Origin of the sequence: Streptomyces sp. NPDC006602 (assembly GCF_042870385.1) — a bacterium.
Lineage (GTDB): Bacteria > Actinomycetota > Actinomycetes > Streptomycetales > Streptomycetaceae > Streptomyces.
On sequence record NZ_JBIAHG010000005.1, the window covers coordinates 297,706 to 324,184 of the forward strand.

The window sequence follows — 26,479 nt, forward strand, 5'->3', positions numbered from 1 at the left end:
GGGTCCCCTCCCCCTCGTCCTTAGCTGGTCACCTTGATGTCCGCCACCCGGCCGCGCCATTCACCGTCAATCTGCGGCAGTTTGGTCAGCCAGACCAGAAGGTAGCGGGACTTGAGGGACTCGTCGGGTTTGAGGGTCACGCTCGTGCCGGAGCCGCCGGCGACCTTCGTGTAGGCGTCGAAGGACGTGGGCTGTGAACTCGCGTCACTGGAAGCGGCGCGGAGTTCGACGGACGTGTCCCCCACGAAGGAAACAGTCACCTTCCCGACCTCCTGGACCTTGCCGAGATCGAGGATGACACCGACGCCGGGCTTCAGTCGGCCGAAGTCGGAACTCAGGTAGTAGTCCGTCTGCCAGTACGTGCTGGGGGAGTTGTCGTAGACCTTGTCTATGTCGCGCGGCTTCTCCGAGCCGTCGGCGCCGAACGGGTCGAAGTCATGAGCACCGCTGATGGAGATCGGAGTGCTGGCCGGCTTCGTCGGGGTCTTGTCGTCCCCGTCCGTTGTCTGAGTCTGGTTCGTTTCCTCGGACTTGCCGCCCCGGTCCATGATCGCGTCCGCCAACTGCCAGCTGCCCAGGCCGAGGGCGGCGATGAGGAGGGCCGAGACCGCCCACTTCAGCGCCCTGCCGGTACGGCTCTGCAGCGGGGGCGGCGGGGTCGGCACGGGCTGGGTGACGCCAGGACGTGGCGCCTGGCGGCCGTACGTGCCCTGCTGGTACGTCGTGCGCTGGTAGTCCGGCGGGGCGGTGAACGCCGGCTCCGGCGGGCGGATGCGAGGCATCTCGCCGATCGCCTTCACCAACTCCTCGGGTGTGGTGCACGGGGACTCGTGGCGAGAGGCGGTCGCACCGTCGTTGGCGAGTGCGCGCATGGCCAGCTCGGACAGGCCGCGGTGGACGCCGGCACGCACCTGGTCGGGGGCGATGAGGCCGATGTCCTTGGGCAGGCCGGACAGTCCGTAGGCGTCGTTCTCGTACGGCCAGCGCTGGGTGAGTGCCGCGTACAGCAGGGCGCCGATCGCCTCCGTGTCGGTGCGCTGCGGGGTCTCGGAGCTGATGCCGCGCAGGGCGGCGTTCACGGCGAGACCACGGATGCGCCACTGGCCGGTCGAGGTGCGCAGTACGGCATTGGGGTTCAGACGCAGATGGGCCAGGCCTTCGCGGTGGGCGGCGGCCATGGCGGCGGTGGTCTGGCTGACCAACTGATAGGCGTCGTACACCTCCAAGGGACCGGAGGCGAGAAGGGCGGTCAGCTCGGTGGCGTCGGGCAGCCACTCGTGGACGACGTAGACGAGGTCGTTCTCCTCGACGGCGTCGAGTACTTGGACGAAGCGCGGGTCGCCCAGCAGTGCTGAGGAGCGGGCCGCAGCCAGCACCGAACGGGCCCGTGAGTGGTCCGCGGGCAACAGGTGGACGCCGACGGCGCGACGCAGCTTCTCGTCCACGGCACGCCAACTGCTGAATCCGTCCAGACGGGTGACGCATTCCTCGAGCCGGTAGCGTCTGGCGAGCTTGTGTCCGCTGTGCAGCTCCGGTGGTGAGACCTTCCCGGGACTCTCGGTCCCGCCACTCCCCTGTGCCTCGACGTCTTCCGTGTCCCGCTCCCGGTTCTTGGCCACCCCGTCGGCCGTGGACTGGTCCGCCTCGGCGGTCAGCGGCTTGTCACCGCTGTTGTCTGCCACGTCGACGGCAGCTGTGCTCCGTTCCGCCACCGTCGTTCCTGCCTCCCCATCCATTGCGCGTCGTGTGACGCCGAAACCAATTGTGCCCACAGTCCGCCGCTATGCACGACACACGGTGGCGGACGATGGTTGTGCGCGTACCCCCGCCTCAGCGCCCCAGGCGCCCGCGGACCATGCCGACCAGTGAGTTCAGCTCCTCGATGCGCATCTTGCGGGCGGCGACGAAGAAGATTCCGAGCAGTACCGCCCCGCCGGCGATCAGCGCGGCGAAGGAACCGAGGACGCCCTGGCCGAGGGTGTGGCCGATGCCGTAGCAGGCAGCGCCGCTGAGCAGGGCCGCCGGTACTGAGGCGATGCAGAGGCGGGCATACGTCCGCAGGACGCGCCCGCCGTCCAGGTCACCGCCCAGCCGTTTGCGCAGCCGGCGCCACGCGACGCCGACACCGGTCGCGTACGCCAGGCCGTACGCGGCGGCCATGCCGACCACGGCCCAGCGGGCGGGCAGCACGGCGAAGCAGACGGCAGAGGCGGCGGCGTTGACGGCCGCAACGATGACCGTGTTGTAGAAGGGGGTCCGGGTGTCCTCGTACGCGTAGAAGGCGCGCAGGACGACGTATTGCACCGAGTACGGGATCAGGCCGAGGCCGAAGGCCATCAGCATGAAGCCCATGTTCGTGGCCTGGTCGGCGCCTGAGGAACCGAAGATCAGCGTGCACATCGGGATGCCGAGGGAGACGAACCCGAAAGCGATCGGCACGATGGCGACGGCCGTCGTCCGCAGGCCCTGGGAGATGTCGTCACGGACAGCGCCGCCGTCGTCCTCCGCAGCCGAGCGGGAGATACGCGGAAGCAGGGCGGCCATCAGGGAGACCGTGATGATGGCTTGCGGAAGGCCCCAGATCAGCTGCGCGTTGGCGTAGGCGGCAAAACCGGTGCCCTTGACGCCGGAGTCGATGCCGGCGGCGGTGGACAGCTGGGTGACCACAAGCGCCCCCGCCTGGTTGGCCAGGACGAACAGGATGGTCCACTTGGCGAGCATGGCGGCCTTGCCGAGGCCGTGGCCCTTCCAGTCGAAGCGTGGGCGTACCCGGAAGCCGGTCTCGCGTAGATACGGGATCATCGCGAGGGCTTGGACGACCATGCCCAGCAGGATGCCGATGCCCAGGAGTCGTTGACCCTCCTGCGGGATGTTGGTGACCTCCATCCCCGAGTGCTCGGCGGTGCCGTACACCCAGAGGAACGAGGCGAGCGTCACAATGATGACGATGTTGTTGAGGACCGGGGTCCACATCATCGCGCCGAACTTGCCACGGGCGTTGAGGATCTGCCCCATCACCACGTGGATGCCCATGAAGAAGATCGAGGGCAGGAAGTAACGGGTGAAGGTGACGGCGACCTCGTTGGCCTGAGGGTTGCTGGCGACTGGGTTCGCCAGAATGCGTACCAGCAGTGGGGCAGCGAACATCGCGAGTGCCGTGAGCGCGGCGAGCGCCACCATGACGAGGGTCAGCAGTCGGTTGGCGTAGGCTTCGCCGCCGTCCTCGTCGTCTTTCATGGCACGCACGAGTTGCGGCACGAAGACGGAGTTGAGGCCGCCGCCGACGGTCAGGATGTAGATCATTGTCGGCAACTGGTACGCCACCTGGAAGGAGTCGCCCAGGAGCGCGAGACCCAGTGCCGAGACGATCATCGCCGAGCGGATGAAGCCGGTGAGACGGGAGACCATCGTGCCGGCCGCCATCACGGCGCTCGACTTCAGCAGCCCCCCGGCCCGCCCGCCCTTCTTTGCGGAGGGCGCCGAAGTCGCGGTGGGCGTGGCGGCGAGGTTCATGGTCTGGTCGTCCGCGGGCGAGGGGGCCGCCGGAGCCCGGTACTGCGGCGCCGATGCCTGCTCGCCCGGGGCCGCTGCCGGACCCGGCACCGACGGCGGGTCGTACTGCGGGTGGCCGCTGCCCTGCTGCTGGTCCCGGAAGAGGTGGGCGAAGGCGTCCGGCTCGTGGCGTTCCTCGCCGGCCTGGCCCACCAGGTCGTCGACGCCCACGAACTGGGTGGTGCGGGGATCGTCACCGTACGGCAGGTACTGGGTCGGGCCCTCCGGCTCGGGCGCCGGGGTCTGCGCCCACACGTGCGGGTCGGGGGCGTACGGCGACTGGGGTGGTTGGGCGTACAGCGGCTGCTGCGGCTGCTGCGGCTGGTACGCGCCCGGGGGCGGCGGGGGGTGGGCTGCGCGGTCGTAGAGCGCCTCGGCGACGGGGTCCTGGGCGGGAGGGTCCTGTCCCTGGTAGGGGTCCTGGTCGTAGGCGTCCTGGAGGTACATGTCGGCGGGGGGCTGCGCCGGTACCTGGCCGTGCTCGGGCGGCGGACCCTCGGGGTAGCCCGAGCTGCCCGCGGCCTGGCCGCGGTCACCGTCGTACGGCGCGTTCATGGTTACCCCACCTCATCGTCCCGGGCCCACCGGCCACGACTTCCTCAACGGTCCACTCTCTCACCCGTGCCGGACGGGTCTGCGCTTTCCGCTGGGGTGTCCGGTGTCGGGTCACTCGGCTGCTCCGGGTCGTCTGCCCGGGCCTGGGTGCCGGACTCCCCCTTGAGACGGTCGCCGGGCTCCCCGGGGTTCACCGGTCCGCCTTCGGCCTCATCCGGCCCTTCGGGGCCGTCCTGCTCGGCCTCACGGGCGGCCGCGCGCTTGCGCTGCGTGTACATCCGGAAGCCGGCGAGGACGAGCAGGAGGAAGCCGCCGCCGATGACAAGCATCACCGTTGCCGTGAACTCGGTGACCTTCACGTCGAACGTGACGGCGTCGCCGTACTCCTGGCCGTCCTCGGTGTACAGCTGGGCGATCACCGTGGCCTTACCGTTCGCCTTGGCTGTAGTGGTGAACTTCACCGTCTGGCTGTGCCCGCCGGAGACCTCGACCCGCTGCTCGGAGTAGGACTCGCCACCGATTTCGAGGCGCTTCGGGCTGAGCGAGGTGAGGCGCAGTACCAGGTGGTCCACGCCCTGCACCAGGTTGTTCTGCACGGTCACCGGGATCGTGGCGCTGCGGCCGGACAGCTTCGTCTCCGACTTGTCGATCAGCTGGACCTGGCCGGTCAGCCGGCCGAGGTACGCCGCCACGTCACTGCGGAAGCCGGTCGCCTCCGAGGCGCGGCCCCGCCAGGACGTGGACATCTCACGGTTCATGGCCCGCCCGAAGGGGGTCACCACCCGGGACTGGTTGGCGAGGATCACCTTGAAGTTGTCGAGTTTCTCCTGCGTGCCGGCGATCTTCTCGAACGCGGACCTCGGCAGCTCCTGCTTGCGCAGCGAGGGGGGGTACTTGGATGTCGACGGCACCTTCGTGGTGGCGTCGGGGTCCGGCTTGGCGGTGGCGGCCGCCGTGAGCTTCTGGGACTCGGACCAGTTTCCGCCCTGCAGGGCCGTCAACGCCTCGGCCATGGCCTGGGCCTGACGTGCCGACGGCATCCGCTGCGGGGCGACGACGATGCTGCGCTGCTTGTCCGTCTGAAGATTGAGGGCGAGGCTCTGGGCGAGGAACTGCTGCACGGAGAGCGTGGCGGCGGAGGCCTTCATCAGATCGCCCTGGAAGGCCGTCGACAGCCGGGCGTCCGCGACGACCGCGGTGGTGCCGCCACCGATGGGCCGGGCCGCGGAGGGCGTGTACGGCAGGCCGGCGGTCTCTTGGAGGCTGTCACTGCGCGCGATGACCTTGTCGGCGCCGGCCGAGGTGGCGACCTTGACGATCGACGGGTCGACAGCCCCCTCCACGGGCCAGGCGAAGGCGGTGACCGGTTTCACGTGGAGGATCGGCTCCACCGTGTTCGGGACGACGTCCGTGGCCTCGTTCAGATGGCTCAGCGAGCCGGTGACCCTCGTGCCGTTGTGTGCGAGGGAGGCGAGGTCCGGGTCGGCGAAGGGGAGGGCGACGACCTCCTTGTCCGCCACAGCGTCCTGCAATTTGGCGAGCCACTGCCCCGCGAGCGTCTGATTCTGCTGGGAACCCGCCCTGGTGGTGTCGCCCGACTTCACGCGGTAGGTGTGCGTCATCGCGTCGACCGAGGCCAGCAGGTCCGGGTCGACGACCCAGGTGACGTCGAGGTCCTTGCCCAGTGACACCAGCTGGTCCAGGCGGCCGCCTGGGGCGATTTCCTTGGCGAGGTCGTCGTTGCGGAAGACCGGCGTCTGCTGCTCGTTCGATCCCGTCTCCGCCGTCATGTGGACGGTGGAGATGAGCGGCCAGAGGTACGTCGTCTTCGTCTTCGTGTCTGCCTCGCCGGACTGCCACGGCAGGAAGGTGCTCTGCGTGCCGAGCACCTGCTCCCAGGGCTGCGCGGCCGTCTCGCCGGAGAGCGAGACGGCGAACGGGTAGACCCCGCTGCCGCCGAGGTCGAGCTCGTCGACCGGCACCGAGATGGAGAAATGCTCGGCGACGCCCGGCGTCAGTTTGGAGAACTCCTCTGCGTACTTGCCGCCGACCTCCGGGCCGGTGACGGCCTGGAGGTCGCGGCCGGTCCTTGCGGCGTTGTCGATGGCCGAGCGCGTGGTCAGCTCGGCCCCCACCCGCAGGCCCACGTGTGCGTCGGTGACGGCCTGCTTGCCGTTGTTGGTCACTGTGCCGGACACGGTCAGCGTGTCGCCGTTCGTGGGGGCGCTGGGGCTGAGGGTGTCGAGGGCCACCGACACTGTGCCCGAATCCGCGGAGGCCTGTGCGGACGCCTGTCCGGCGGCGTAGGCGGAGGTGACGCCGGGCAACTGGCACAGTCCGGCCAGCAGAGGCGCCCCGGCGAGCAGCGCTCCGGTGCGCCGCAGCCAGCGGCGGGCAGGTGAGGGACTCGTCCCCTGGAAGTCTGCCGCCTCGGCCACGCGCTCGCCCGTCCCTCGTCGTCGTCAGTGGTCGTCGGAATGTGCGTCCACGCATGGTAACGATGTGCGCTGAGGGGAAGTGCCGCGGACTGCTCCACAAGATCAGGGCCGCAGCCGTCCTGTCCCGAATGTGCACGTATAAAGGGGGTCGCCTGCGTGGGTCTCACGGGCAGGCCTTGTGCACGGTGAGGTGGAGAGTCTGTGCGCGTTTAATGGAGGAGCTCGTGGTCGCCCGGGCCACGTACCCTCTTCTGTTGTGCCGAACGCCAACGAAGACAACCCCAGTGCCCTGAGTCAGGTGCAGCACCGCGCGGTGAACGAACTGCTGCGGGTTGCCCCTGTCGCCGACGACCTCGCCCGTCGCTTCCAGGAGGCCGGGTTCTCGCTCGCCCTGGTCGGCGGCTCGGTCCGGGATGCGTTGCTTGGCCGGCTCGGCAACGACCTGGACTTCACGACCGACGCCCATCCCCAGGACGTACTGAAGATCGTACGGCCGTGGGCGGACTCCGTCTGGGAGGTCGGGATCGCCTTCGGCACGGTCGGGGCTCAGAAGAACGGCTACCAGATCGAGGTGACCACCTACCGGTCGGAGGCGTACGACCGGACCTCACGCAAGCCCGAGGTGTCGTACGGCGACTCCATCGAGGAAGACCTCGTCCGGCGCGACTTCACCGTGAACGCGATGGCGGTCGCACTGCCGGAGAAGGAATTCATCGACCCCCACGGGGGCCTCGAGGATCTGGCGGCGCGTGTCCTGCGCACTCCGGGGACGCCCGAGGAGTCCTTCTCGGACGACCCGCTGCGGATGATGCGGGCCGCACGTTTCGCGGCGCAGCTCGACTTCGAGGTGGCTCCCGAGGTCGTGACGGCCATGAGGGAGATGTCCGAGCGCATCGAGATCGTCTCCGCCGAGCGGGTCCGGGACGAGCTGAACAAGCTGATCCTGTCCGCCCACCCACGCAAGGGCCTGACGCTGCTGGTCGACACGGGGATCGCCGACCATGTTCTGCCCGAGCTGCCGGCCCTGCGGCTGGAGAGTGACGAGCACCACCGGCACAAGGACGTCTACGAGCACACGCTGATCGTTCTGGAGCAGGCGATCGCGCTGGAGGAGAACGGTGCGGACCTCGTCCTCCGTCTCGCTGCACTGCTGCACGACATCGGCAAGCCGCGAACGCGCCGCTTCGAGAAGGACGGCAGGGTCTCGTTCCACCACCACGAGGTGGTCGGGGCGAAGATGACCAAGAAGCGCATGATCGCGCTGAAGTACTCCAATGATCTGGTGAAGGACGTCTCGCACCTGGTCGAACTCCACCTGCGCTTCCACGGGTACGGCACCGGGGAGTGGACCGACTCGGCGGTCCGTCGCTACGTCCGAGACGCGGGACCGCTCCTCGACAGGCTCCACAAGCTGACCCGGTCGGACTGCACGACCCGGAACAAGCGCAAGGCGGCCGCACTGTCGCGGGCGTATGACGGCCTGGAGGAACGGATCGCCCAGCTCCAGGAGCAGGAGGAACTGGACGCGATCCGCCCCGACCTGGACGGCAACCAGATCATGGAGATCCTCGGCGTCGGACCTGGCCCCGCTGTCGGCGGCGCCTACAAGCACATGCTGGAGCTTCGTCTGGAGATCGGACCGATGGGTCATGACGAGGCGGTGGCCGCACTCAAGGAGTGGTGGGCCGAACAGAACTGAAGCCGCGGAACGGAGTCATGTTTCACGTGAAACATGACGACCCGGATGCGTACGAGGGCCGTCGGCGGATGTGCTCGGAAGCAGGCGGTGTTTCACGTGAAACATCGGTTGGTGGCACTCACGAGCGTTCACAGCGGGCCAGTGCGACGGCAACCGTCCCGTATGTGACGGCGATCGTCACCACCAACGGCACCGAGCGACCGTCCGGCGGCAGTATCAGGGCGGCCACGGCAGCGGCACCCACGAAGGCTACGTTGAAGAGCACGTCGTAGACGGAGAAGATCCGGCCGCGGAAGCCGTCCTCGACCGAGGACTGGACGATCGTGTCCGTGGCAATCTTCGCGCCCTGGGTGGTGAGGCCCAGCACGAAGGCGGCGGCGAGCATAGGGGCGGCGGCGAACGGTAGACCGAGAGTGAGCTCCAGGATCGAGGCGGCCGCAGCGCACGCGACGATCCACGCGCCGGGGCCGAATCGTCCGGCAGCCCAGGGCGTCACTACGGCCGCAGCGAAGAAGCCAGCCCCTGAAATCCCCAACGCCAGCCCGAGCAGGGCAAGTCCGTCATCGGCGTTCGAGGAGAACTTGTACCGGCAGAGCATCAGCAGCATGACCAGCAGGGCGCCGTAGCAGAACCGCATCAGTGCCATCGCGCCGAGCGCCTGGGCCGCCTCCCGGCGCGAAGGTGCGCCGAGGTGTCGTACGCCCGCCACCAGGTCGCGGGCGGTGCCGGCGAGTGCCTCCGCGATCCGTGGTTTGACCAACTCGCGGTCGGGGCCGAGGAGTTCCGGTGCCATGCGGAGCGACGCGAGTGCCCCGCACAGGTACAGCGCGGCTGCCAGCAGCACGACGGCCGCATCCGAGTCCGCGACCACCAGCCGTACGACGAAGGCGAGACCGCCGCCCGCGGTCGCGGCGAGCGTTCCGGCGGTCGGGGAAAGGGAGTTGGCGATCACGAGGCGCTCAGCGTCCACGACGCGGGGCAGGGCGGCGGACAGTCCGGACAGCACGAAGCGGTTGACGGCCGTGACACACAGGGCGGAGACGTAGAAGAGCCAGTCAGGGACCTGGCCGACGATCAGGACGGCCGTCGCCGATGCCATCAGGGCGCGCACCAGGTTGCCGTAGAGGAAGACCTGGCGGCGTCGCCAGCGGTCCAGCAGGACACCGGCGAAGGGGCCGACCAAGGAGTACGGGAGCAGCAGGATGGCCATCGCGGAGGCGATCGCGGTTGCCGAGGTCTGTTTCTCCGGCGAGAAGACGACGTAGGCGGCGAGCGCGACCTGGTAGACGCCGTCGGCGCCCTGCGAGAGCAGACGTACGGCGAGGAGGCGTCGGAAGTTCCGGAAGCGGAGCAGGACGCGCAGGTCACGGACGACGGCCATGGGGCACAGCCTCACATACGAGGAGGGTCCCCGGGCGCAGTGCCGGGGACCCTCAACAAGCGAGCAAGACCGGAGTCTTCACGCGCAGCGTGCTGTCTTGCTAGCGCTCGACCTCGCCCTTGATGAACTTCTCGACGTTGTCGTAGGCCTCGTCGTCGAAGTACTGGACCGGCGGGGACTTCATGAAGTACGAGGACGCCGACAGGATCGGGCCGCCGATTCCGCGGTCCTTGGCGATCTTCGCGGCGCGCAGGGCGTCGATGATGACACCCGCGGAGTTCGGGGAGTCCCAGACCTCGAGCTTGTACTCCAGGTTCAGCGGGACGTCACCGAAGGCGCGGCCCTCGAGGCGGACGTACGCCCACTTGCGGTCGTCCAGCCAGGCCACGTAGTCCGACGGACCGATGTGGACGTTCTTCGCGCCCATGTCCCGGTCGGGGATCTGGGAGGTGACGGCCTGCGTCTTCGAGATCTTCTTGGACTCGAGGCGGTCGCGCTCCAGCATGTTCTTGAAGTCCATGTTGCCGCCGACGTTGAGCTGCATGGTGCGCTCGAGACGGACACCGCGGTCCTCGAAGAGCTTCGCCATCACACGGTGCGTGATGGTGGCGCCGACCTGCGACTTGATGTCGTCGCCGACGATCGGGACGCCCGCCTCGGTGAACTTGTCCGCCCATTCCTTGGTGCCGGCGATGAAGACCGGGAGGGCGTTGACGAAGGCGACCTTGGCATCGATGGCAGCCTGGGCGTAGAACTTCGCCGCGTCCTCGGAACCGACGGGCAGGTAGCAGACGAGGACGTCGACCTGCTGGTTCTTGAGGATCTGGACCACGTCGACCGGCGTCTCGGCGGACTCCTCGATGGTCTCGCGGTAGTACTTGCCGAGCCCGTCGAGGGTGTGTCCGCGCTGCACTGTGACGCCCTTGTTCGGGACGTCGCAGATCTTGATGGTGTTGTTCTCGCTGGCACCGATGGCGTCCGAGAGGTCGAGGCCGACCTTCTTCGCGTCGACGTCGAAGGCAGCGACGAACTCGACGTCACCGACGTGGTAGTCGCCGAACTGGACGTGCATCAGACCTGGGACCTTGGCCGCCGGATCGGCGTCCTTGTAGTACTCGACGCCCTGCACCAGCGACGCGGCGCAGTTGCCCACGCCGACGATGGCTACGCGAACCGAACCCATTCCGGTTGCTCCCTGTGTGTACGAGTGAGGCCCTGCGTGGGCTCTCACGTGGCGGTGTCGTCGGGCGAATCCGGCCGGGGGGTGTTCCCCGGCCGGGGCAGATCGCCCGTCGCTCCAGATGTGGTGTCCTGCTGAGCGGGTCCCCCGGAGGCGGAACCCTTGAGGTCCCGTCCGGCCCGCTCGCTCTCGATGAGCTCGTTCAGCCAGCGCACTTCGCGCTCCACGGACTCCATTCCGTGGCGCTGGAGCTCAAGCGTGTAGTCGTCGAGGCGCTCCCGGGTGCGCGCCAGCGAGGCGCGCATCTTCTCCAGGCGCTCTTCCAGACGGCTGCGACGGCCCTCAAGGACGCGCATGCGCACATCGCGAGAGGTCTGCCCGAAGAAGGCGAAGCGAGCGGCGAAGGTCTCGTCCTCGTACGCGTCGGGTCCCGTCTGTGAGAGGAGCTCCTCGAAGTGCTCCTTACCTTCCGCCGTCAACCGATAGACGATCTTGGCGCGACGCCCTGCGAGAGGTGCGGCGAGGGCGTCCTCGGAGGTGTTGCCCGGTTCTTCGATCAACCAGCCGTTCGCGACCAGCGTCTTGAGGCAGGGGTACAGAGTCCCGTAGCTGAACGCACGGAACACACCCAGTGAGGTGTTGAGTCGTTTGCGCAGCTCATAGCCGTGCATCGGGGATTCGCGGAGCAGGCCGAGTACGGCGAACTCGAGGATGCCGGAACGTCGGCTCATCGTCGCCTCCTCTCTGCCGCGACCCGTCGAGACGGGTGCCGTGACGGTGTTTATGCCGAGCTGATGTATCGACTCGATACATCCAGACGATAGAACGGCCTTCCGGATGCGGCAAGAGGGTGGACGGTGAACGGGATCACATCAGTGATTCATGGGAAGCGAGTTGCCTGTTTTGGGGTGAACTTCGGGGCTAGGCGGGTTTTGACGGTGCGTAGTCTGTGCGCCATGCACACCACCGGGAACCGAGTGACACCTGGGGGGCGTCATCGTCCTCGGTGCAGTACGGGTGAATGCGGAACCGACCACATCCGTACTTCGGGGGGACCGGAAACCAGCCGCCGTTTCCAGGCGCGCAAAGGTGCGCCTGCCCGAGGAGTAGTCGTTCGATGAGCGAGCACCGTCGCAAACCGCCGCAGCCGCAGGGAGGCGGACGTGCCGCGGCCCGACGCGGCCAGTCCGGTTCGTCCTCCGGCCGCCGCGCGGCTCCGCGAGGCGCCACCGGGTCTTCTTCCGATTCCTATGGGGCGAGTTCCCATGAGTCGGATTCCTACGGTCCGGGAGGCGAGGAGCGTCCGTTCGGCGGCCGCGCCGAGGCCCGCCGGGCGGCACAGAGAAGTAGTGGCAGCCGACGCAGAGCCGCCGAACCCGCCGGCCGCGGTGGCCGGCGGGATGGTCCCGGCGGCCCGAACGGCCCTGGGCGGGGCCGGGGGCGTGCGGCGGCTTCCGGTAAGAAGCGACTCATCGACTATCCGCGTGCCGGCAAGTACGGCGTGGCGCGCTGGGTGCCTTCGTGGAAGCTGGTGACGGGGCTGTTCATCGGCTTCTTCGGAGGCATGGTCGCGGTCGCGGGTGTCGGCTATGCCCTGGTGAGCGTCCCGAACATCGACGAGACCGCGACGGCGCAGAACAACGTCTACTACTGGTCCAACAATTCCGAGATGGTCGCCACGGGCGGTGAGACGAACCGCCAGAACGTCAACCTCGCGCAGATTCCCAAGGCGATGCAGTACGCCGTCATCTCGCAGGAGAACAAGACCTTCGAGACAGACAGTGGCATCGACCCCAAGGGCATCGCCCGAGCCGTGTTCAACATGGCCCGTGGCGGTGAGACGCAGGGTGGCTCGACCATCACCCAGCAGTACGTGAAGAACGCGATGCTGAACGACCAGTCCCAGACTGTCTCGCGAAAGTTCAAGGAGATCTTCGTCTCGATCAAGGTGGGCGCCACGGTGTCGAAGGACGACATCATGGAGGGCTACCTGAACTCCGCGTACTACGGCCGGTCGGCCTACGGCATTCAGGCGGCCGCCCGCGCGTACTTCAACAAGGACGCCGTCGACCTGAACGAGGGCGAGTGTGCCTTCCTCGCGGCGATGCTCAAGGGCGCCACGTACTACGACCCGGCGGGCGCGCAGTCCATCGACCCGACCGGCGCCACTCCCGCGGCCAACAGCAAGCGGGCTCTGGCGCAGATGCAGGACACCCTCGACAAGATGGTCGAGTACGGCCATCTGAGCCCCACAGTCCGGGCCGAGTACCGGAAGCTTCCCGACGTGAAGAACCCGCGCTCGAACAACGAGCTGAGCGGCCAGGTGGGTTATCTCGTCGACCTTGCCAAGGCGTACCTGATCAACAACAACATCGTCAGCGCCGACAAGCTGCAGCAGGGCGGCTACTCGATCTACACGACCTTCGACAAGAAGAAGGTCGACGAGCTCGAGAAGTCGGTCCAGAAGGTCCAGAAGGCGAACATCAAGCCGAAGGAACGCCCGAAGACGGACACCTACGTCCAGTTCGGCGGGGCTTCCGTGGATCCGACGACCGGCGCCATCAAGGCCATCTACGGCGGTGAGGACGCGACCAAGCACTTCACCAACAACGCCGACGCGACCGGCGCCCAGGTCGGATCGACGTTCAAGCCGTTCGTGCTCGCGGCGGCGATGAAGTGGGGTGTGCGCGATCCGGACCTCGGCGAGAGCCAGGCACAGGACGAGCGCACGGTCGTCTCCCCGAAGAGCCTGTACAGCGGCAAGAACGATCTCAAGATCAAGAACTACGACGGGACGATCTGGAAGAACGAGAAGGACAAGGAGTGGCTCCAGGAGAACGATGGCCAGGAGTCGTACGGCAGTCCGCCGAAGTACCAGATCGATCTGCGTGAGGCCATGCGGGAATCGGTGAACTCCGCCTTCGTACAGCTCGGCATGGACGTCGGACTGGACAAGGTGAAGGCGGCAGCGATGGACGCCGGCCTCAAGGAGGACAGTCTCGCGGGCACGAGCTTCCCGTCCTTCTCGATCGGTATCTCCGACCCCAGTGCGATCCGCATGGCGGGCGCCTACGCCACGTTCGCGGCCAGTGGCAAGCAGCGCGAGCCCTTCTCTGTACAGAAGGTCACGAGCAAGGACGGCCCGATCTACAACCACAAGGACCAGCCCAAGGACGCGTTCGACCCGAAGGTCGCGGACAACGTCACGGACGTCCTCAAGACCGTGGTCGACAAGGGCACGGGTACCAATGCCAAGCTGACCGGCCGTGAGGTGGCGGGCAAGACCGGTACCACCGACGGCAACAAGTCGGCCTGGTTCGTGGGCTACACCCCGCAGCTGTCGACGTCGATCACGATGTTCCGGATGGACGACGACGAGACCAAGAAAAACCGCGAGTTCCTGAAGATGTTCGGAACGGGTGGCCAGGAGAAGATCCACGGTGCTTCGTTCCCGTCCGAGATCTGGCATGACTACATGGAACAGGCGTTGCAGGGCGTGGATGCGGAGCCGTTCCCGACGCCGGAGCCCATCGGCGTGATCGTCAACGATGTCCCGAGTCCGTCGCCCACTCCCACGGTCATCGAGACGCCGTCTGCCACTCCGACGCCGAGTCCGAAGCCCAGCCGGACGGGGAGGTCTCCGTCGCCCACGCCGACCGAGAGCTGCCAGTTCGACTGGCAGTGCGGTGACAACACCGGTGGGACGGACACCGGAGGAACCGACGGAGGTGTGTCCTCCACACCCACAGCCACGTCGACGGACACGAACGGCAATAACGGAAACAACAACGGAGGCCTATTCGGAGGCCCGGCCGGTTAGCTGTCATATCGCCCGCCATGGGTGTTTCACGTGAAACATGGGCCGCCGCACCCACCAGGTGCGGCGGCCCTCGGCGTACACCCAGGCACGTACGGCAGGATGTGCGGCATGCCCAGTGCAGAATCGACGCCCGCGAGCGTGCATGAGCCGGACCTGGTGCGGCCGACCGAGAACGACGAGATCGCCAAGAGCGGCAGTGAGCTGATCGGTGGCCCCGTCGGGCGGCGTGCGCTGCTCGGGACGTCCTGGTGGACTCCTGTCCGGATCATCGCTGTCGTGGCGATCGGAATGTTCGCCCTCGGCCTGGTCCAGAAGGCGCCCTGCTACAACGGAGCCTGGTTCTTCGGCGCCAGCTCGCAGTACACGCATGCGTGCTACTCGGACATCCCGCACCTCTACCAGGGGCGAGGCTTCGCCGACGGACTCGTGCCGTACTTCGACAAACTTCCCGGTGACATGCAGTACCTCGAATACCCGGTGCTGACCGGTGTGTTCATGGAGGTCGCCAGTTGGCTCACGCCGGGCAGCGGCAGTATCCAGGACCAGGAACAGTGGTACTGGATGGTCAACGCCGGGATGCTGATGGCGTGCGCCGCCGTCATCGCCGTCTGCGTGACCCGTACACACGCCCGGCGCCCCTGGGACGGGCTGCTGGTCGCCCTGGCGCCCGCCGCCGCATTGACCGCGACCATCAACTGGGACCTGCTGGCGGTCGCTCTGACGGCCGCCGCGATGTTGATGTGGTCGCGGGGCCGCTCCCTCGCCTTCGGCGTGCTGCTGGGGCTCGCCACGGCCGCCAAGCTCTATCCCTTCCTGCTGCTCGGCCCGTTGCTCGTGCTGTGCTGGCGCGCCGGCAGATGGCGGGAGTACGGGATGGCCGTGGTGGGTGCGATCGTCGCCTGGCTGATCGTGAACGTGCCTGTGATGGTCTTCGCCTTCGACGGCTGGTCGAAGTTCTACACGTTCAGCCAGGAGCGGGGTGTCGACTTCGGTTCCTTCTGGCTGATCTGGTCCCAGAACTCGAGCAACCCGCCCAGCACCGAGACCGTCAACACAATGGCCACGCTGCTGATGCTGCTGTGCTCCGGAGGCATTGCGGCGCTCACGCTGACCGCCCCTCGCCGTCCCCGCTTCGCCCAGCTCGCCTTCCTGATCGTGGCGGCATTCATCCTCACCAACAAGGTGTACTCGCCGCAGTACGTCCTCTGGCTGGTCCCGCTGGCCGTGCTGGCCCGGCCCAAGTGGCGGGACTTCCTGATCTGGCAGGTCTGCGAGGTGGCGTACTTCCTGGGCATCTGGATGTATCTCGCGTACACGACGAGCGGAGACGCCCACAAGGGCCTGCCGACCGACGGCTACCACTGGGCCATCGCCCTGCACCTGCTGGGCACGCTGTACCTGTGTGCCGTGGTCGTGCGCGACATCTTCATGCCGGAGCGGGACGTCGTGCGCCGGGCCGGCGACGACGACCCCTCGGGCGGCGTGCTCGACCGTGCGGAGGACGTCTTCGTCCTCGGCCCCGCCGCCCATCCGCCGCGACACGCTGCCCACTTCGACGGGCCCCAGGTGGAGTGGGGCAACCGGGGCGCGGTAACCCCCTCCGAGCCCTCTGCCGACGGTTCGCTCTGAGCGAACGCAGCGGGGACGACCCACGCGAAAGGCCGTACACGGGCTTCCGTGTACGGCCTTTCGGCTGTTACGACTCGCTCAGCCGGGGGGACGAGCCTCTGCTCAGCGGTCGACGATCCGGTCGAACTGTGTGGTGGTGTGGCGCAGATGGGCCACCAGCTCCTCGCCCACCTTCGGCTCCGGAGCGTCGGACGGCACGAACAGGATGGAGACCTGCATGTGCGGGGGCTCGGCGAACCAGCGCTGCTTGCCGCCCCAGACGAACGGAGAAAGGTTCCGGTTGACCGTGGCGAGGCCGGCGCGGGCCACGCCCTTGGCGCGCGGCATGACGCCGTGCAGCGCCTTGGGGGCCTCCAGGCCCACTCCATGCGACGTACCGCCCGCCACGACCACCAGGAAGCCGTCCGAGGCCGCCTTCTGCTGTCGGTAGCCGAAGCGGTCGCCTTTGACGACGCGCGAGACGTCCAGGACCGCCCCGCGGTACTCGGTGGCCTCGTGGTCCCCCAGCCACAGCCGCGTGCCGATACGGGCCCGGAAGCGGGTCTGCGGGAACTGCTGCTGCAGCCGGGCCAGGTCCTCGGCCTTGAGGTGGCTGACGAACATCGTGTGCAGCGGCAGACGGGCCGCCCGTAGCCGGTCCATCCAGCCGATGACCTCCTCGACGGCGTCCGAGCCGTCGGTACGGTCCAGCGGCAGGTGGATCGCGAAGCCCTCAAGGCGGACGTTCTCTATGGCGGCGTGCAGCTGCGGCAGGTCCTGCTCGCTGATGCCGTGCCGCTTCATAGAGGACATCACCTCGATGACCACACGGGCGCCCACGAGGCCGTACACGCCGTCGATCGACGACACCGAGCGAACGACCCGGTCAGGCAGTGGGACGGGCTCCTCGCCGCGCCTGTACGGCGTCAGCACCAGCAGGTCACCGCCGAACCAGTCCTTGATCCGCGCGGCCTCGTACGTCGTACCGACGGCGAGGACGTCCGAGCCGAGTCGCGTGGCCTCCTCCGCCAGCCGCTCGTGTCCGAAGCCGTAGCCGTTGCCCTTGCAGACCGGGACGAGCCCCGGGAACTGCTCCTGCACGTGCTTGTGATGCGCCCGCCAGCGCGCGGTGTCGACGTAGAGGGTGAGCGCCATGGCCGGACCTGGAACCTTTCTCGTGGCTGCTGTGTATCAGAGGTATGGGAGCTATTGAAGCGAAGAACGCGACCTCAGCGGCGCGACATGTAGATGTCGAGCGCCTTGTGGAGCAGCTTGTTCAGCGGGAAGTCCCACTCACCCAGGTACTCGGCGGCCTGACCGCCCGTGCCCACCTTGAACTGGATCAGGCCGAAGAGGTGGTCGGTCTCGTCCAGCGAGTCGGAGATGCCACGCAGGTCGTAGACCGTGCCGCCGAGCGCGTAGGCGTCGCGCAGCATCCGCCACTGCATCGCGTTCGAGGGCCGGACCTCGCGGCCGATGTTGTCGGAGGCGCCGTAGGAGTACCAGACGTGCCCGCCGACGATCAGCATCGTCGCCGCCGACAGGTTCACGCCGTTGTGCCGGGCGAAGTACAGTCGCATGCGGTTGGGGTCCTCGGTATTGAGGGCCGTCCACATGCGCTGGAAGTACGACAGCGGGCGGGGCCGGAAGTGATCGCGCACAGCCGTGATCTCGTACAGGCGCTGCCATTCCTCGAGGTCGTGGTAGCCGCCCTGGACTACTTCGACGCCGGCCTTCTCGGCCTTCTTGATGTTGCGGCGCCACAGCTGGTTGAAGTTCTTGTGGACCTCTTCCAGGGAGCGGTTCGCCAGCGGCACCTGGAAGACATAGCGGGGCTGTACGTCACCGAAGCCGGCGCCCCCGTCCTCGCCCTGTTGCCAGCCCATGCGGCGCAGCTTGTCGGCGACCTCGAAGGCGCGCGGTTCGATGAAGTCGGCCTCGATGTCGCGCAGCCGCTTCACGTCCGGGTTCTGGATGCCCTGCTTGATGGAGGCCGCTTCCCAGCGCCGGATGATCACCGGCGGGCCCATCTTCACGGAGAAGGCGCCCTGCTGCTTGAGGTGCGCGAGCATCGGTTCCAGCCAGTCGGTGAGATTCGGCGCGAACCAGTTGATGACCGGGCCCTCGGGGAGATAGGCGAGGTAGCGCTTGATCTTGGGCAACTGCCGGTAGAGGACGAGGCCCGCGCCGACCATCTCGCCGGTGCGGTCGTCGAACCACCCGAGGCTCTCGGAGCGCCACTCCGCCTTGACGTCTGCCCAGGCCGGAACCTGCATGTGGCTAGCCGACGGCAGGCTCTGGATGTACGCCAGATGCTGCTCGCGGCTGATCGTCCTCAGGGTCAGGCTCATTCGGGGCGCTCCTCGGGCTGGTGTGTCCCCATGGGTACAGGGGCTCCGGCTCTCGCGCCGAAGCCTACTGCGCCTCGCGAGCACCCCGACTGGGCATACGGCACCTTCGCCCCGGCCTGTGGGCCACCGAGGCGTTCCGCCGTTCTTTATGAGGGGTTCAGCGGGCGATGTCCGTGGCGTCAGCCGAAGAGACCGCCGTGCGCCATGCCGAGGAAGAAGCCGACCCCCGCCGCACCCAGGCCGAGGATCAGCCCGAAGCGCTCACGCGTCGTCTCCGAGATCCACTGCCCGTACGCGCCGGTGAGGATCCCCACCAGGCCGGTCCAGGAGCTGAGCAGATGCAGGCTGTGGAACATCGCCGTGACGAACGACGTGAGGCCCAGCACCAGGGTCACCGCTACCAGCGTGTCCTGGAGAGGGTGGGGCTTGCCGTCCGTGGCGAAAAGGCCGCCGACGGTATTGGGTCGCAATGCCTGTGCCATAGGGCACCTCCTGCGGAAGACGGCGCATCGTAGCGCCATACACACCCGATGTGTACAGATTGACGGTCCTGGCGGCCGGATTTCAACCGGAAGCCGCTGTGCGGGTACTCTGTACCGTCTGCACCGGTGTCTGCCCATGTCATGGCCAAGGGACTCCCCTCGGGACCCCCGATTGTCAGTGGCGGCCGATACCGTTGCGTACGCATCAACAACCCTCCTGCCACGGAACCGCCGTGGCCGTTGAGTCCAAAGGAGGTGGGTTCCACATGCGTCACTACGAGGTGATGGTCATCCTCGACCCCGATCTGGAGGAGCGCGCTGTCGCCCCCCTGATCGAGAACTTCCTTTCCGTCGTCCGTGAGGGCAACGGAAAGGTCGAGAAGGTCGACACCTGGGGCCGTCGTCGTCTCTCGTACGAGATCAAGAAGAAGCCTGAGGGCATCTACTCGGTCATCGACCTGCAGGCCGAGCCTGCGGTCGTCAAGGAGCTCGACCGCCAGATGAACCTGAACGAGTCGGTCCTCCGGACCAAGGTCCTCCGTCCCGAGACCCACTGAGCTTTCCGCTCAGCTGATCTCGGGATTCGAGTAGCAGCACAAGCAGCCAGCAGCAAACCCGCCGAGAGGTTCCCCCAATGGCAGGCGAGACCGTCATCACGGTCGTCGGCAATCTTGTCGACGACCCCGAGCTGCGCTTCACCCCTTCCGGTGCGGCGGTCGCGAAGTTCCGTGTCGCGTCCACCCCCCGCACCTTCGACCGTCAGACGAACGAGTGGAAGGACGGCGAGAGCCTGTTCCTGACCTGCTCGGTCTGGCGTCAGGCGGCTGAGAACGTCGCCGAGTCGCTCCAGCGAGGCATGCGCGTCATCGTGCAGGGCCGGCTGAAGCAGCGGTCCTACGAGGACCGTGAGGGCGTCAAGCGCACGGTCTACGAGCTGGACGTCGAGGAAGTCGGCGCCAGCCTGCGTAGTGCCACGGCCAAGGTCACCAAGACCGCCGGCCGTGGTGGCCAGGGTGGTTACGGCGGCGGTGGCGGTGGCGCTCAAGGTGGCGGCGGCTGGGGTGGAAGCCCCGGCGGCGGTCAGCAGGGCGGCGGCGGGGCTCCCGCCGACGACCCGTGGGCGACCAGCACTCCTGCCGGTGGCGCCCAGGGCGGCGGCGGTGGTGGCGGCGGCTGGGGTGGAAACTCCGGCGGCGGCGCTGGCGGCGGCTACTCGGACGAGCCCCCCTTCTAGGCCTTCGGGCCCAGGGTGGGTCGTACCCACACTTCTTGATCACACAGGAGATACACCATGGCGAAGCCGCCTGTGCGCAAGCCTAAGAAGAAGGTCTGCGCTTTCTGCAAGGACAAGGTCACGTACGTGGACTACAAGGACACGAACATGCTGCGGAAGTTCATTTCCGACCGCGGCAAGATCCGTGCCCGCCGCGTGACCGGCAACTGCACGCAGCACCAGCGTGACGTCGCCACGGCTGTAAAGAACAGCCGTGAGATGGCGCTGCTGCCCTACACCTCCACCGCGCGATAAGGGAAGGGTGACCGAGACATGAAGATCATCCTCACCCACGAGGTCTCCGGCCTCGGTGCCGCGGGCGACGTCGTCGACGTCAAGGACGGTTACGCTCGCAACTACCTGATCCCGCGGAACTTTGCGATCCGCTGGACCAAGGGTGGCGAGAAGGACGTCGAGCAGATCCGTCGCGCTCGCAAGATCCACGAGATCCAGACCATTGAGCAGGCCAACTCCGTGAAGGCTCAGCTCGAGGGCGTCAAGGTCCGCCTGGCCGTCCGCTCCGGCGACGCCGGTCGTCTCTTCGGATCCGTCACCCCGGCCGACATCGCTTCCGCGATCAAGGCTTCCGGTGGCCCCGAGGTCGACAAGCGCCGCATTGAGCTGGGCGCGCCGATCAAGACGCTGGGCGCCCACGAGACGTCCGTTCGCCTGCACCCCGAGGTTGCCGCCAAGGTCAACATCGAGGTCGTCGCGGCCTGATCGCTGCACTCGGCTCGGACTGCTGAGAGGAAGGGGCCGCACCCAGTCGGGTGCGGCCCCTTCCTCCGTGCCAGAGACCGGGACGGGAGCCCATGTTTCACGTGAAACGCTGGTTTCACGTGAAACGGTCACCGTGTCCAAACGGTCAGCGCGTCGCCCCCGTCACCAGCCAGCGCCCGGAGCGGGCTCGCAGCCACAACGTAAGCAACCGCATGGTCATCATCAGCGTCATGGCCGCCCAGAGTGTCGTGAGCCCACCGCCGAGTGCCGGAACCAGGAAGGCGGCCGGGGTGAACACCGCCAGGGTGCCCAGCATCGCCCTCGCCAGGTACGGGCCGTCGCCCGCGCCCATTAGGACTCCGTCCAGGACGAAGACGATGCCGCAGATCGGCTGCGAAAGGGCGACGATCACCAGAGCGGGCAGGGCTGCCTCCTTCACTACGGCGTCGCTGGTGAACAGCGGCAGGAATACCGGGCGGCTGATCAAGACCAGGAGGCCGAGCACGATGCCGACCGCGATGCCCCACTGCACCATGCGACGGCAGACGTTGCGGGCGCCTTCCGGGTCGTCGGCGCCGAGATAGCGGCCGATGATGGCCTGTCCGGCGATGGCGATGGCGTCGAGCGCGAAGGCGAGCAGGCTCCAGAGCGACAGGATGATCTGATGCGCCGCGATGTCGGCGTCGCCGAGGCGGGCCGCCACAGCGGTGGCGATCATCAGGATCGCCCGCAGGGAGAGCGTGCGAACCAGCAGGGGGACACCGGCCTGTGCGGAGGCACGAATCCCGGCGGCGTCGGGGCGCAGTGAGGCACCGTGCCGACGGGCACCGCGGATCACCACGACGAGATAGGCGGCGGCCATCCCGCACTGAGCGATGACGGTGCCCCAGGCGGAGCCCGCGATACCGAGGTCGGCACCGTAGACGAGGCCTACGTTGAGGGCGGCGTTGGCGACGAAGCCGGCGATGGCGACGTACAGCGGCGTCTTCGTGTCCTGCAGACCGCGCAGGACCCCGGTGGCGGCGAGTACGACGAGCATGGCCGGGATGCCCAGGGCCGAGATCCGTAGATAAGTGGTCGCATACGGGGCTGCGGTGTTGGATGCGCCGAAGAGATCCACGACAGCAGGCGCTGTGGGCAGGACAACGGCGATGACGGCGGCGCCGAGCAGCAGTGCCAGCCAGATGCCGTCCATGCCCTGCCGGATGGCGGCTTGGAGGTCGTCCGCGCCGACGCGCCTGGCTACGGCGGCGGTGGTGGCGTAGGCGAGGAAGACGAAGATGCTGACGGCGGTCATGAGGAGCGCCGAGGCGACGCCGAGGCCGGCGAGTTGGGCCGTGCCCAGATGGCCCACGATCGCGCTGTCGGCCATGACGAAGAGAGGCTCGGCGACGAGTGCGCCGAAGGCCGGGACGGCCAGCGCGACGATCTCTCGGTCGTGCCGACTGCGGGCGGCCTTGGGGGTCGCGGGAGCCTGTGTCATGAGCACTAATCTAATCGTCCACAGGTAAGAGATGCAATGCGCTACTGTCCCTTACTCACTGTCTCGTGGCGCGTGCTTGAACGCACCAATCGATGTGATCTTGGCCCGACTGGAAAAGTTTTTCTTCTGCACAACCGGTGGACGGGAAAAGAGCAGGTCAGAGTAGGTCTGGCGAGAGAAGGCGAGGCTTGTTCACAGGGCTGTCCACCGGGTCGTGCACAGGTTTCGCGGAGTTCTCCACAGCATCCGGGCCGTCGTCCACATGGCCTGTGGATAACCAGATTGGCTGACGGTGCCCGCGGGCCTACCGTGGACCGGCGCCCACTCCGTCCGTCGGCCTGGAAAGCATCACAAAACCGACGCGCCAGAACCGGAGTTGGGCGTCTCATTTGTCAGTGCCGTGCCGTAGAACAGAGGGGCACGGCTAGGTCCGCTCTGCGGACGGGAGGAGGTGGCTCGGTGAGCATTTCCGAGCCCTTGGACGACCCCTGGGCCGACAGCGGTCCCAGTGATCGTCTACCCGCCTCCCGCCGACGCGGCGACGGAGCCCGGGGTCGCGACGAGCAGCACGACCGAGGCAGGGAGAACGGCGCCTGGGAGGGCGGCGGTTCGTCCTTCGAGCGCGTTCCTCCGCAGGATCTGGATGCCGAGCAGTCCGTGCTCGGCGGCATGCTCCTGTCCAAGGACGCCATTGCCGATGTCGTGGAGGTCCTCAAAGGCCACGACTTCTACAAGCCCGCGCACGAGACGATCTACCAGGCGATCCTCGACATCTATGCCAAGGGCGAGCCGGCCGACCCCATCACGATCGCCGCCGAGCTCACCAAGCGCGGCGAGATCAACAAGGTCGGCGGGGCGTCGTATCTGCACACGCTCGTCCAGACCGTGCCGACTGCGGCCAACGCCGAGTACTACGCGGAGATCGTTCACGAGCGAGCCGTTCTGCGCCGCCTGGTCGAGGCCGGTACCCGCATCACGCAGATGGGGTACGCGGCCGACGACGACGTCGACGAGATCGTCAACCGTGCCCAGGCGGAGATCTACGCGGTCACAGAGCAGCGGACAAGCGAGGACTACCTGCCGCTCGGCGACATCATGGAGGGCGCCCTCGACGAGATCGAGGCGATCGGCTCGCGCAGCGGCGAGATGACCGGTGTGCCCACGGGGTTCACCGACTTCGACTCGCTCACCAACGGACTGCACCCGGGCCAGATGATCGTCATCGCCGCCCGTCCCGCCATGGGTAAGTCCACGCTCGCACTGGACTTCGCGCGGGCCGCGTCGATCAAGAACAACTTGCCGAGCGTCATCTTCTCCCTCGAAATGGGCCGCAACGAGATCGCGATGCGTCTGCTGTCGGCCGAGGCACGCGTCGCCCTGCACCACATGAGATCCGGCACGATGACCGACGAGGACTGGACGCGCCTGGCCCGGCGGATGCCGGACGTCTCGGCCGCCCCGCTCTTCATCGACGACTCCCCGAACCTGTCGATGATGGAGATCCGTGCCAAGTGCCGCCGGCTGAAGCAGCGCAATGACATTCGGCTGGTCGTCATCGACTACCTCCAGCTGATGCAGTCCGGCGGCTCAAAGCGCGCTGAGAACCGTCAGCAGGAGGTTTCGGACATGTCCAGAAACCTCAAGCTGCTGGCCAAGGAGCTGGAGGTGCCGGTCATCGCGCTCTCCCAGCTGAACCGTGGTCCCGAGCAGCGCACGGACAAGAAGCCCATGGTCTCCGACCTGCGTGAGTCCGGTTCCATCGAGCAGGACGCCGACATGGTCATCCTGCTGCACCGCGAGGACGCCTACGAGAAGGAGTCCCCGCGCGCGGGCGAGGCCGACCTGATCGTGGCCAAGCACCGTAACGGCCCGACGGCCACGATCACGGTCGCCTTCCAGGGCCACTACTCACGGTTCGTGGACATGGCGCAGACCTGATCAGGCACCTACGGGGCCAAATGAGCTCGACGCCCGAGCTCCCCGCGGGATGGACTGGGGCCATGACGACACCTCTGGAAGAGTTGCTACCCAGCACGCGCCGGACGCTGTTGCACCGGATTGCCGTGGCCCAGGCGGAAGGGCGTGCGCCGTCGCTGGTCGCCGCGGTCGTGAGGGACGGACAGGCCGTGTGGCACGGTTCGCGGACCTCGGTGGAAGGGCACGGCCCGGACGAGAACGTGCAGTACCGGATCGGGTCGATCACCAAGACCTTCACCGCCGTTCTTGTGCTGCGACTGCGTGACGAGGGTGCGCTCGACCTGGGCGACCCCCTCGAGAAGCACGTGCCGGGCACCGGTGCGGGGGAGGCCACGATCGCCGAACTGCTCGCCCACACGAGCGGATTGGCGGCCGAGTCACCCGCGCCGTGGTGGGAGCGCACTCCGGGGTCCCTGCGCCCCGAACTCGCCGACGTGCTGGGGGAGCAGCCCTTCCGGCATCCGGCCGGCCGCCGCTTCCATTACTCCAACCCTGGCTACACCCTTCTGGGCGCGCTCGTCGAGAAGCTGCGCGGGGCTCCATGGGAGGACGTACTGCGGCGCGAAGTGCTCGAACCTCTGGGCCTGGACCGTACGAGCACGCGGCCACAAGCGCCCCACGCCGGTGGCTGGGCGGTGCACCCATGGGCCGACGTGATGCTGCCCGAACCCTCCGAGAACCTCGGTCTGATGGCTCCGGCGGGGCAACTCTGGTCGACCACAGGAGACTTGGCGCGATTCGCCGCCTTCTTGGCGAAGGGGAACGCCCGGGTGTTGAGCGCCGACACCGTGCGGGAGATGCGGACGCCCGCGGCACCGGCCGAGGTCGCGGACGTTGTAGACGGAGCCACATACGGTCTTGGGCTGCAGATCCAGCATCGGGACGGACGGCTGCTGGTGGGGCATTCGGGGTCGCTGCCGGGCTTCCTGGCCAACCTCACCATCAGCGTGGCGGACGACGTCGCGGCGGTGGTGCTGGCCAACTGCACCTCCGGCCCGCTGCTGTCGGCCGTGGGCGCCGAACTCGTACGGATCGTCGCGGAGGCCGAGCCGCGCTTCCCTGATCCGTGGCAGCCCCTGACCGAAGTCGACGCCGCTGCACTTGAGTTGGCGGGCCAGTGGTATTGGGGGACACATGCGTTCGCCCTGCGGCTGACGGCCGACGGGCTTGTCTCACTGGAGCCCCTCTCCGGCAACGGTCGCCGTTCACGGTTCCAGGCGAACGGTGACGGGACCTGGACGGGACTGGAGGGCTACTACGCCGGTGAGCTCCTGACGGCCGTACGGCGCCCGGACAGTTCCGTGAGCCATCTGGACCTCGGGTCGTTCGTCTTCACCCGCCAGCCGTACGACGAGGGGGCTTCATTGCCCGGCGGAGTGGATCCCGAAGGTTGGCGAGGCATCGGCTAGACGCGCTCGCGGTGAAGCGGCTTGTTTCACGTGAAACAAGCCGCTTCACCGCGTGACGGATGGACGTGATGCCGTCCTCGGAGCGGTACGTCACAGTTGGAGCTTGAAGCCCACGTGAGAGGCCGTGAAGCCGAGCCGCTCGTAGAAGCGGTGGGCATCCGTGCGGGTGTTGTCCGAGGTCAGCTGGACCAACTGGCAGTCCTGGTGACGGGATTCCTCGATCGCCCACTCGATGAGCCGCGTCCCCAGACCACTGCCTCGTTCGTCTGCGTGAATGCGTACTCCTTCGATGATCGACCTGGTGGAACCGAGTCGGGACAGCCCGGGAATGATCGTGAGCTGGAGCGTGCCGACGACGCGGCCCTCGCGGACGGCGACCACCAGATGCTGGTTCGGGTCGGTCGTGAGGCGTTCGAGCGCCGCAAGGTAGGGGGTCAGCTCGTCGGGTGACTCGCGCTGGGCACCCAGGGGGTCGTCGGCGAGCATGGCGACGATCGCGGGAATGTCATCCGCCGTGACGGGTCGTATCTCAAGATCTCCCATGGCCGCAC

At 67.5% G+C, this 26,479-nt stretch carries 20 protein-coding genes; 9 read left to right on the top strand and 11 right to left on the bottom strand.

The genetic code is table 11. The features are described from left to right. Nucleotides 1-20: 20 nt before the first annotated feature. The 3 genes from ACFYO2_RS16470 to ACFYO2_RS16480 all read right to left on the bottom strand — a co-directional run bounded on the left by ACFYO2_RS16470 (nt 21) and on the right by ACFYO2_RS16480 (nt 6,545). Entirely contained in the window at nt 21-1,712 is a 1,692-nt protein-coding gene (locus ACFYO2_RS16470; RefSeq protein WP_388349113.1) for a protein kinase family protein, read from the bottom strand. A gap of 118 nt (nt 1,713-1,830) precedes the next feature. Beyond that, a complete protein-coding gene (murJ, locus tag ACFYO2_RS16475) occupies nt 1,831-4,107 on the bottom strand; it encodes a murein biosynthesis integral membrane protein MurJ (protein WP_388349115.1) in 2,277 nt (758 codons plus the stop codon). A gap of 44 nt (nt 4,108-4,151) precedes the next feature. Continuing rightward, entirely contained in the window at nt 4,152-6,545 is a 2,394-nt protein-coding gene (locus ACFYO2_RS16480; RefSeq protein WP_388349117.1) for a DUF6049 family protein, read from the bottom strand. A gap of 256 nt (nt 6,546-6,801) precedes the next feature. Here ACFYO2_RS16480 and ACFYO2_RS16485 point away from each other — a divergent pair, with 256 nt between their 5' ends. Further along, on the top strand, nt 6,802-8,244 hold the full coding sequence (locus tag ACFYO2_RS16485; RefSeq protein ID WP_388349118.1) for a CCA tRNA nucleotidyltransferase: 1,443 nt from the start codon (nt 6,802-6,804) through the stop codon (nt 8,242-8,244). A gap of 118 nt (nt 8,245-8,362) precedes the next feature. Here ACFYO2_RS16485 and ACFYO2_RS16490 read toward each other — a convergent pair whose 3' ends face one another. The 3 genes from ACFYO2_RS16490 to ACFYO2_RS16500 all read right to left on the bottom strand — a co-directional run bounded on the left by ACFYO2_RS16490 (nt 8,363) and on the right by ACFYO2_RS16500 (nt 11,536). Beyond that, nucleotides 8,363-9,625 carry an MFS transporter gene (locus ACFYO2_RS16490; protein ID WP_388349120.1) on the bottom strand — a complete coding sequence of 421 codons (1,263 nt, stop codon included), beginning with the start codon at nt 9,623-9,625 and terminating at the stop codon, nt 8,363-8,365. A gap of 100 nt (nt 9,626-9,725) precedes the next feature. Further along, a complete protein-coding gene (locus ACFYO2_RS16495) occupies nt 9,726-10,808 on the bottom strand; it encodes an inositol-3-phosphate synthase (protein WP_388349122.1) in 1,083 nt (360 codons plus the stop codon). A gap of 44 nt (nt 10,809-10,852) precedes the next feature. Continuing rightward, nucleotides 10,853-11,536: a helix-turn-helix transcriptional regulator gene (locus ACFYO2_RS16500; protein WP_388349124.1), complete on the bottom strand. Its 684-nt coding sequence runs from the start codon at nt 11,534-11,536 to the stop codon at nt 10,853-10,855. A 386-nt stretch (nt 11,537-11,922) separates the two neighbouring features. On the opposite strand from ACFYO2_RS16500, the gene ACFYO2_RS16505 reads away from it, so the two are divergent. Then, the gene (locus ACFYO2_RS16505; RefSeq protein ID WP_388349126.1) at nt 11,923-14,625 is read left to right on the top strand and encodes a transglycosylase domain-containing protein; all 2,703 of its coding nucleotides are present in this window, start codon (nt 11,923-11,925) and stop codon (nt 14,623-14,625) included. Nucleotides 14,626-14,724: 99 nt separating this feature from the next. Next, on the top strand, nt 14,725-16,254 hold the full coding sequence (locus ACFYO2_RS16510) for a glycosyltransferase family 87 protein (RefSeq protein WP_388349611.1): 1,530 nt from the start codon (nt 14,725-14,727) through the stop codon (nt 16,252-16,254). 102 nt (nt 16,255-16,356) lie between these two features. On the opposite strand, the gene ACFYO2_RS16515 is transcribed toward ACFYO2_RS16510, so the two are convergent. The 3 genes from ACFYO2_RS16515 to ACFYO2_RS16525 form a co-directional block, all read right to left on the bottom strand. Further along, nucleotides 16,357-17,388, bottom strand: a complete 1,032-nt coding sequence (locus ACFYO2_RS16515; protein ID WP_388349128.1) for an alanine racemase — start codon at nt 17,386-17,388, stop codon at nt 16,357-16,359. A gap of 74 nt (nt 17,389-17,462) precedes the next feature. Next, on the bottom strand, nt 17,463-18,584 hold the full coding sequence (gene femX, locus ACFYO2_RS16520; RefSeq protein WP_388349130.1) for a peptidoglycan bridge formation glycyltransferase FemX: 1,122 nt from the start codon (nt 18,582-18,584) through the stop codon (nt 17,463-17,465). A 179-nt stretch (nt 18,585-18,763) separates the two neighbouring features. After that, nucleotides 18,764-19,066, bottom strand: coding sequence for a hypothetical protein (locus ACFYO2_RS16525; RefSeq protein ID WP_388349132.1), 303 nt, complete (start codon nt 19,064-19,066; stop codon nt 18,764-18,766). Between the two features lie 266 nt (nt 19,067-19,332). Here ACFYO2_RS16525 and rpsF point away from each other — a divergent pair, with 266 nt between their 5' ends. The 4 genes from rpsF to rplI all read left to right on the top strand — a co-directional run bounded on the left by rpsF (nt 19,333) and on the right by rplI (nt 21,059). After that, a complete protein-coding gene (gene rpsF, locus ACFYO2_RS16530) occupies nt 19,333-19,623 on the top strand; it encodes a 30S ribosomal protein S6 (protein WP_005482942.1) in 291 nt (96 codons plus the stop codon). A 77-nt stretch (nt 19,624-19,700) separates the two neighbouring features. Next, entirely contained in the window at nt 19,701-20,300 is a 600-nt protein-coding gene (locus ACFYO2_RS16535) for a single-stranded DNA-binding protein (RefSeq protein WP_388349134.1), read from the top strand. 57 nt (nt 20,301-20,357) lie between these two features. Further along, nucleotides 20,358-20,594 carry a 30S ribosomal protein S18 gene (gene rpsR, locus ACFYO2_RS16540; protein ID WP_003949403.1) on the top strand — a complete coding sequence of 79 codons (237 nt, stop codon included), beginning with the start codon at nt 20,358-20,360 and terminating at the stop codon, nt 20,592-20,594. An 18-nt stretch (nt 20,595-20,612) separates the two neighbouring features. After that, nucleotides 20,613-21,059 (top strand): 50S ribosomal protein L9, encoded by a 447-nt coding sequence (rplI, locus tag ACFYO2_RS16545; RefSeq protein ID WP_388349137.1) that lies wholly within the window; start codon nt 20,613-20,615, stop codon nt 21,057-21,059. Between the two features lie 145 nt (nt 21,060-21,204). Here rplI and ACFYO2_RS16550 read toward each other — a convergent pair whose 3' ends face one another. Beyond that, the gene (locus tag ACFYO2_RS16550) at nt 21,205-22,542 is read right to left on the bottom strand and encodes an MATE family efflux transporter (RefSeq protein ID WP_388349139.1); all 1,338 of its coding nucleotides are present in this window, start codon (nt 22,540-22,542) and stop codon (nt 21,205-21,207) included. Nucleotides 22,543-23,001: 459 nt separating this feature from the next. Between ACFYO2_RS16550 and dnaB the strand changes: the two genes are divergently transcribed. Both dnaB and ACFYO2_RS16560 read left to right on the top strand, forming a co-directional pair. Next, entirely contained in the window at nt 23,002-24,480 is a 1,479-nt protein-coding gene (gene dnaB / locus ACFYO2_RS16555; protein ID WP_388349141.1) for a replicative DNA helicase, read from the top strand. Between the two features lie 62 nt (nt 24,481-24,542). Then, nucleotides 24,543-25,928: a serine hydrolase domain-containing protein gene (locus ACFYO2_RS16560; RefSeq protein WP_388349143.1), complete on the top strand. Its 1,386-nt coding sequence runs from the start codon at nt 24,543-24,545 to the stop codon at nt 25,926-25,928. A gap of 90 nt (nt 25,929-26,018) precedes the next feature. Here the strand turns inward: ACFYO2_RS16560 and ACFYO2_RS16565 are convergent, their stop codons facing one another. Continuing rightward, on the bottom strand, nt 26,019-26,471 hold the full coding sequence (locus tag ACFYO2_RS16565) for a GNAT family N-acetyltransferase (RefSeq protein WP_388349145.1): 453 nt from the start codon (nt 26,469-26,471) through the stop codon (nt 26,019-26,021). Nucleotides 26,472-26,479 lie beyond the last annotated feature (8 nt).

Excerpts from the sequence above, each read along its gene's own strand:
- ACFYO2_RS16565 (WP_388349145.1), bottom strand. The coding sequence starts at position 26,471 with ATGGGAGATCTTGAGATACGACCCGTCACGGCGGATGACATTCCCGCG.
- ACFYO2_RS16495 (WP_388349122.1), bottom strand. The coding sequence starts at position 10,808 with ATGGGTTCGGTTCGCGTAGCCATCGTCGGCGTGGGCAACTGCGCCGCG.
- ACFYO2_RS16500 (WP_388349124.1), bottom strand. The coding sequence starts at position 11,536 with ATGAGCCGACGTTCCGGCATCCTCGAGTTCGCCGTACTCGGCCTGCTC.
- rpsR (WP_003949403.1), top strand. The coding sequence starts at position 20,358 with ATGGCGAAGCCGCCTGTGCGCAAGCCTAAGAAGAAGGTCTGCGCTTTC.
- ACFYO2_RS16510 (WP_388349611.1), top strand. The coding sequence starts at position 14,725 with ATGTGCGGCATGCCCAGTGCAGAATCGACGCCCGCGAGCGTGCATGAG.
- ACFYO2_RS16525 (WP_388349132.1), bottom strand. The coding sequence starts at position 19,066 with ATGGCACAGGCATTGCGACCCAATACCGTCGGCGGCCTTTTCGCCACG.
- ACFYO2_RS16490 (WP_388349120.1), bottom strand. The coding sequence starts at position 9,625 with ATGGCCGTCGTCCGTGACCTGCGCGTCCTGCTCCGCTTCCGGAACTTC.
- femX (WP_388349130.1), bottom strand. The coding sequence starts at position 18,584 with ATGAGCCTGACCCTGAGGACGATCAGCCGCGAGCAGCATCTGGCGTAC.
- ACFYO2_RS16505 (WP_388349126.1), top strand. The coding sequence starts at position 11,923 with ATGAGCGAGCACCGTCGCAAACCGCCGCAGCCGCAGGGAGGCGGACGT.
- ACFYO2_RS16550 (WP_388349139.1), bottom strand. The coding sequence starts at position 22,542 with ATGACACAGGCTCCCGCGACCCCCAAGGCCGCCCGCAGTCGGCACGAC.
- ACFYO2_RS16560 (WP_388349143.1), top strand. The coding sequence starts at position 24,543 with ATGACGACACCTCTGGAAGAGTTGCTACCCAGCACGCGCCGGACGCTG.
- ACFYO2_RS16515 (WP_388349128.1), bottom strand. The coding sequence starts at position 17,388 with ATGGCGCTCACCCTCTACGTCGACACCGCGCGCTGGCGGGCGCATCAC.
- murJ (WP_388349115.1), bottom strand. The coding sequence starts at position 4,107 with ATGAACGCGCCGTACGACGGTGACCGCGGCCAGGCCGCGGGCAGCTCG.
- rplI (WP_388349137.1), top strand. The coding sequence starts at position 20,613 with ATGAAGATCATCCTCACCCACGAGGTCTCCGGCCTCGGTGCCGCGGGC.
- rpsF (WP_005482942.1), top strand. The coding sequence starts at position 19,333 with ATGCGTCACTACGAGGTGATGGTCATCCTCGACCCCGATCTGGAGGAG.
- ACFYO2_RS16535 (WP_388349134.1), top strand. The coding sequence starts at position 19,701 with ATGGCAGGCGAGACCGTCATCACGGTCGTCGGCAATCTTGTCGACGAC.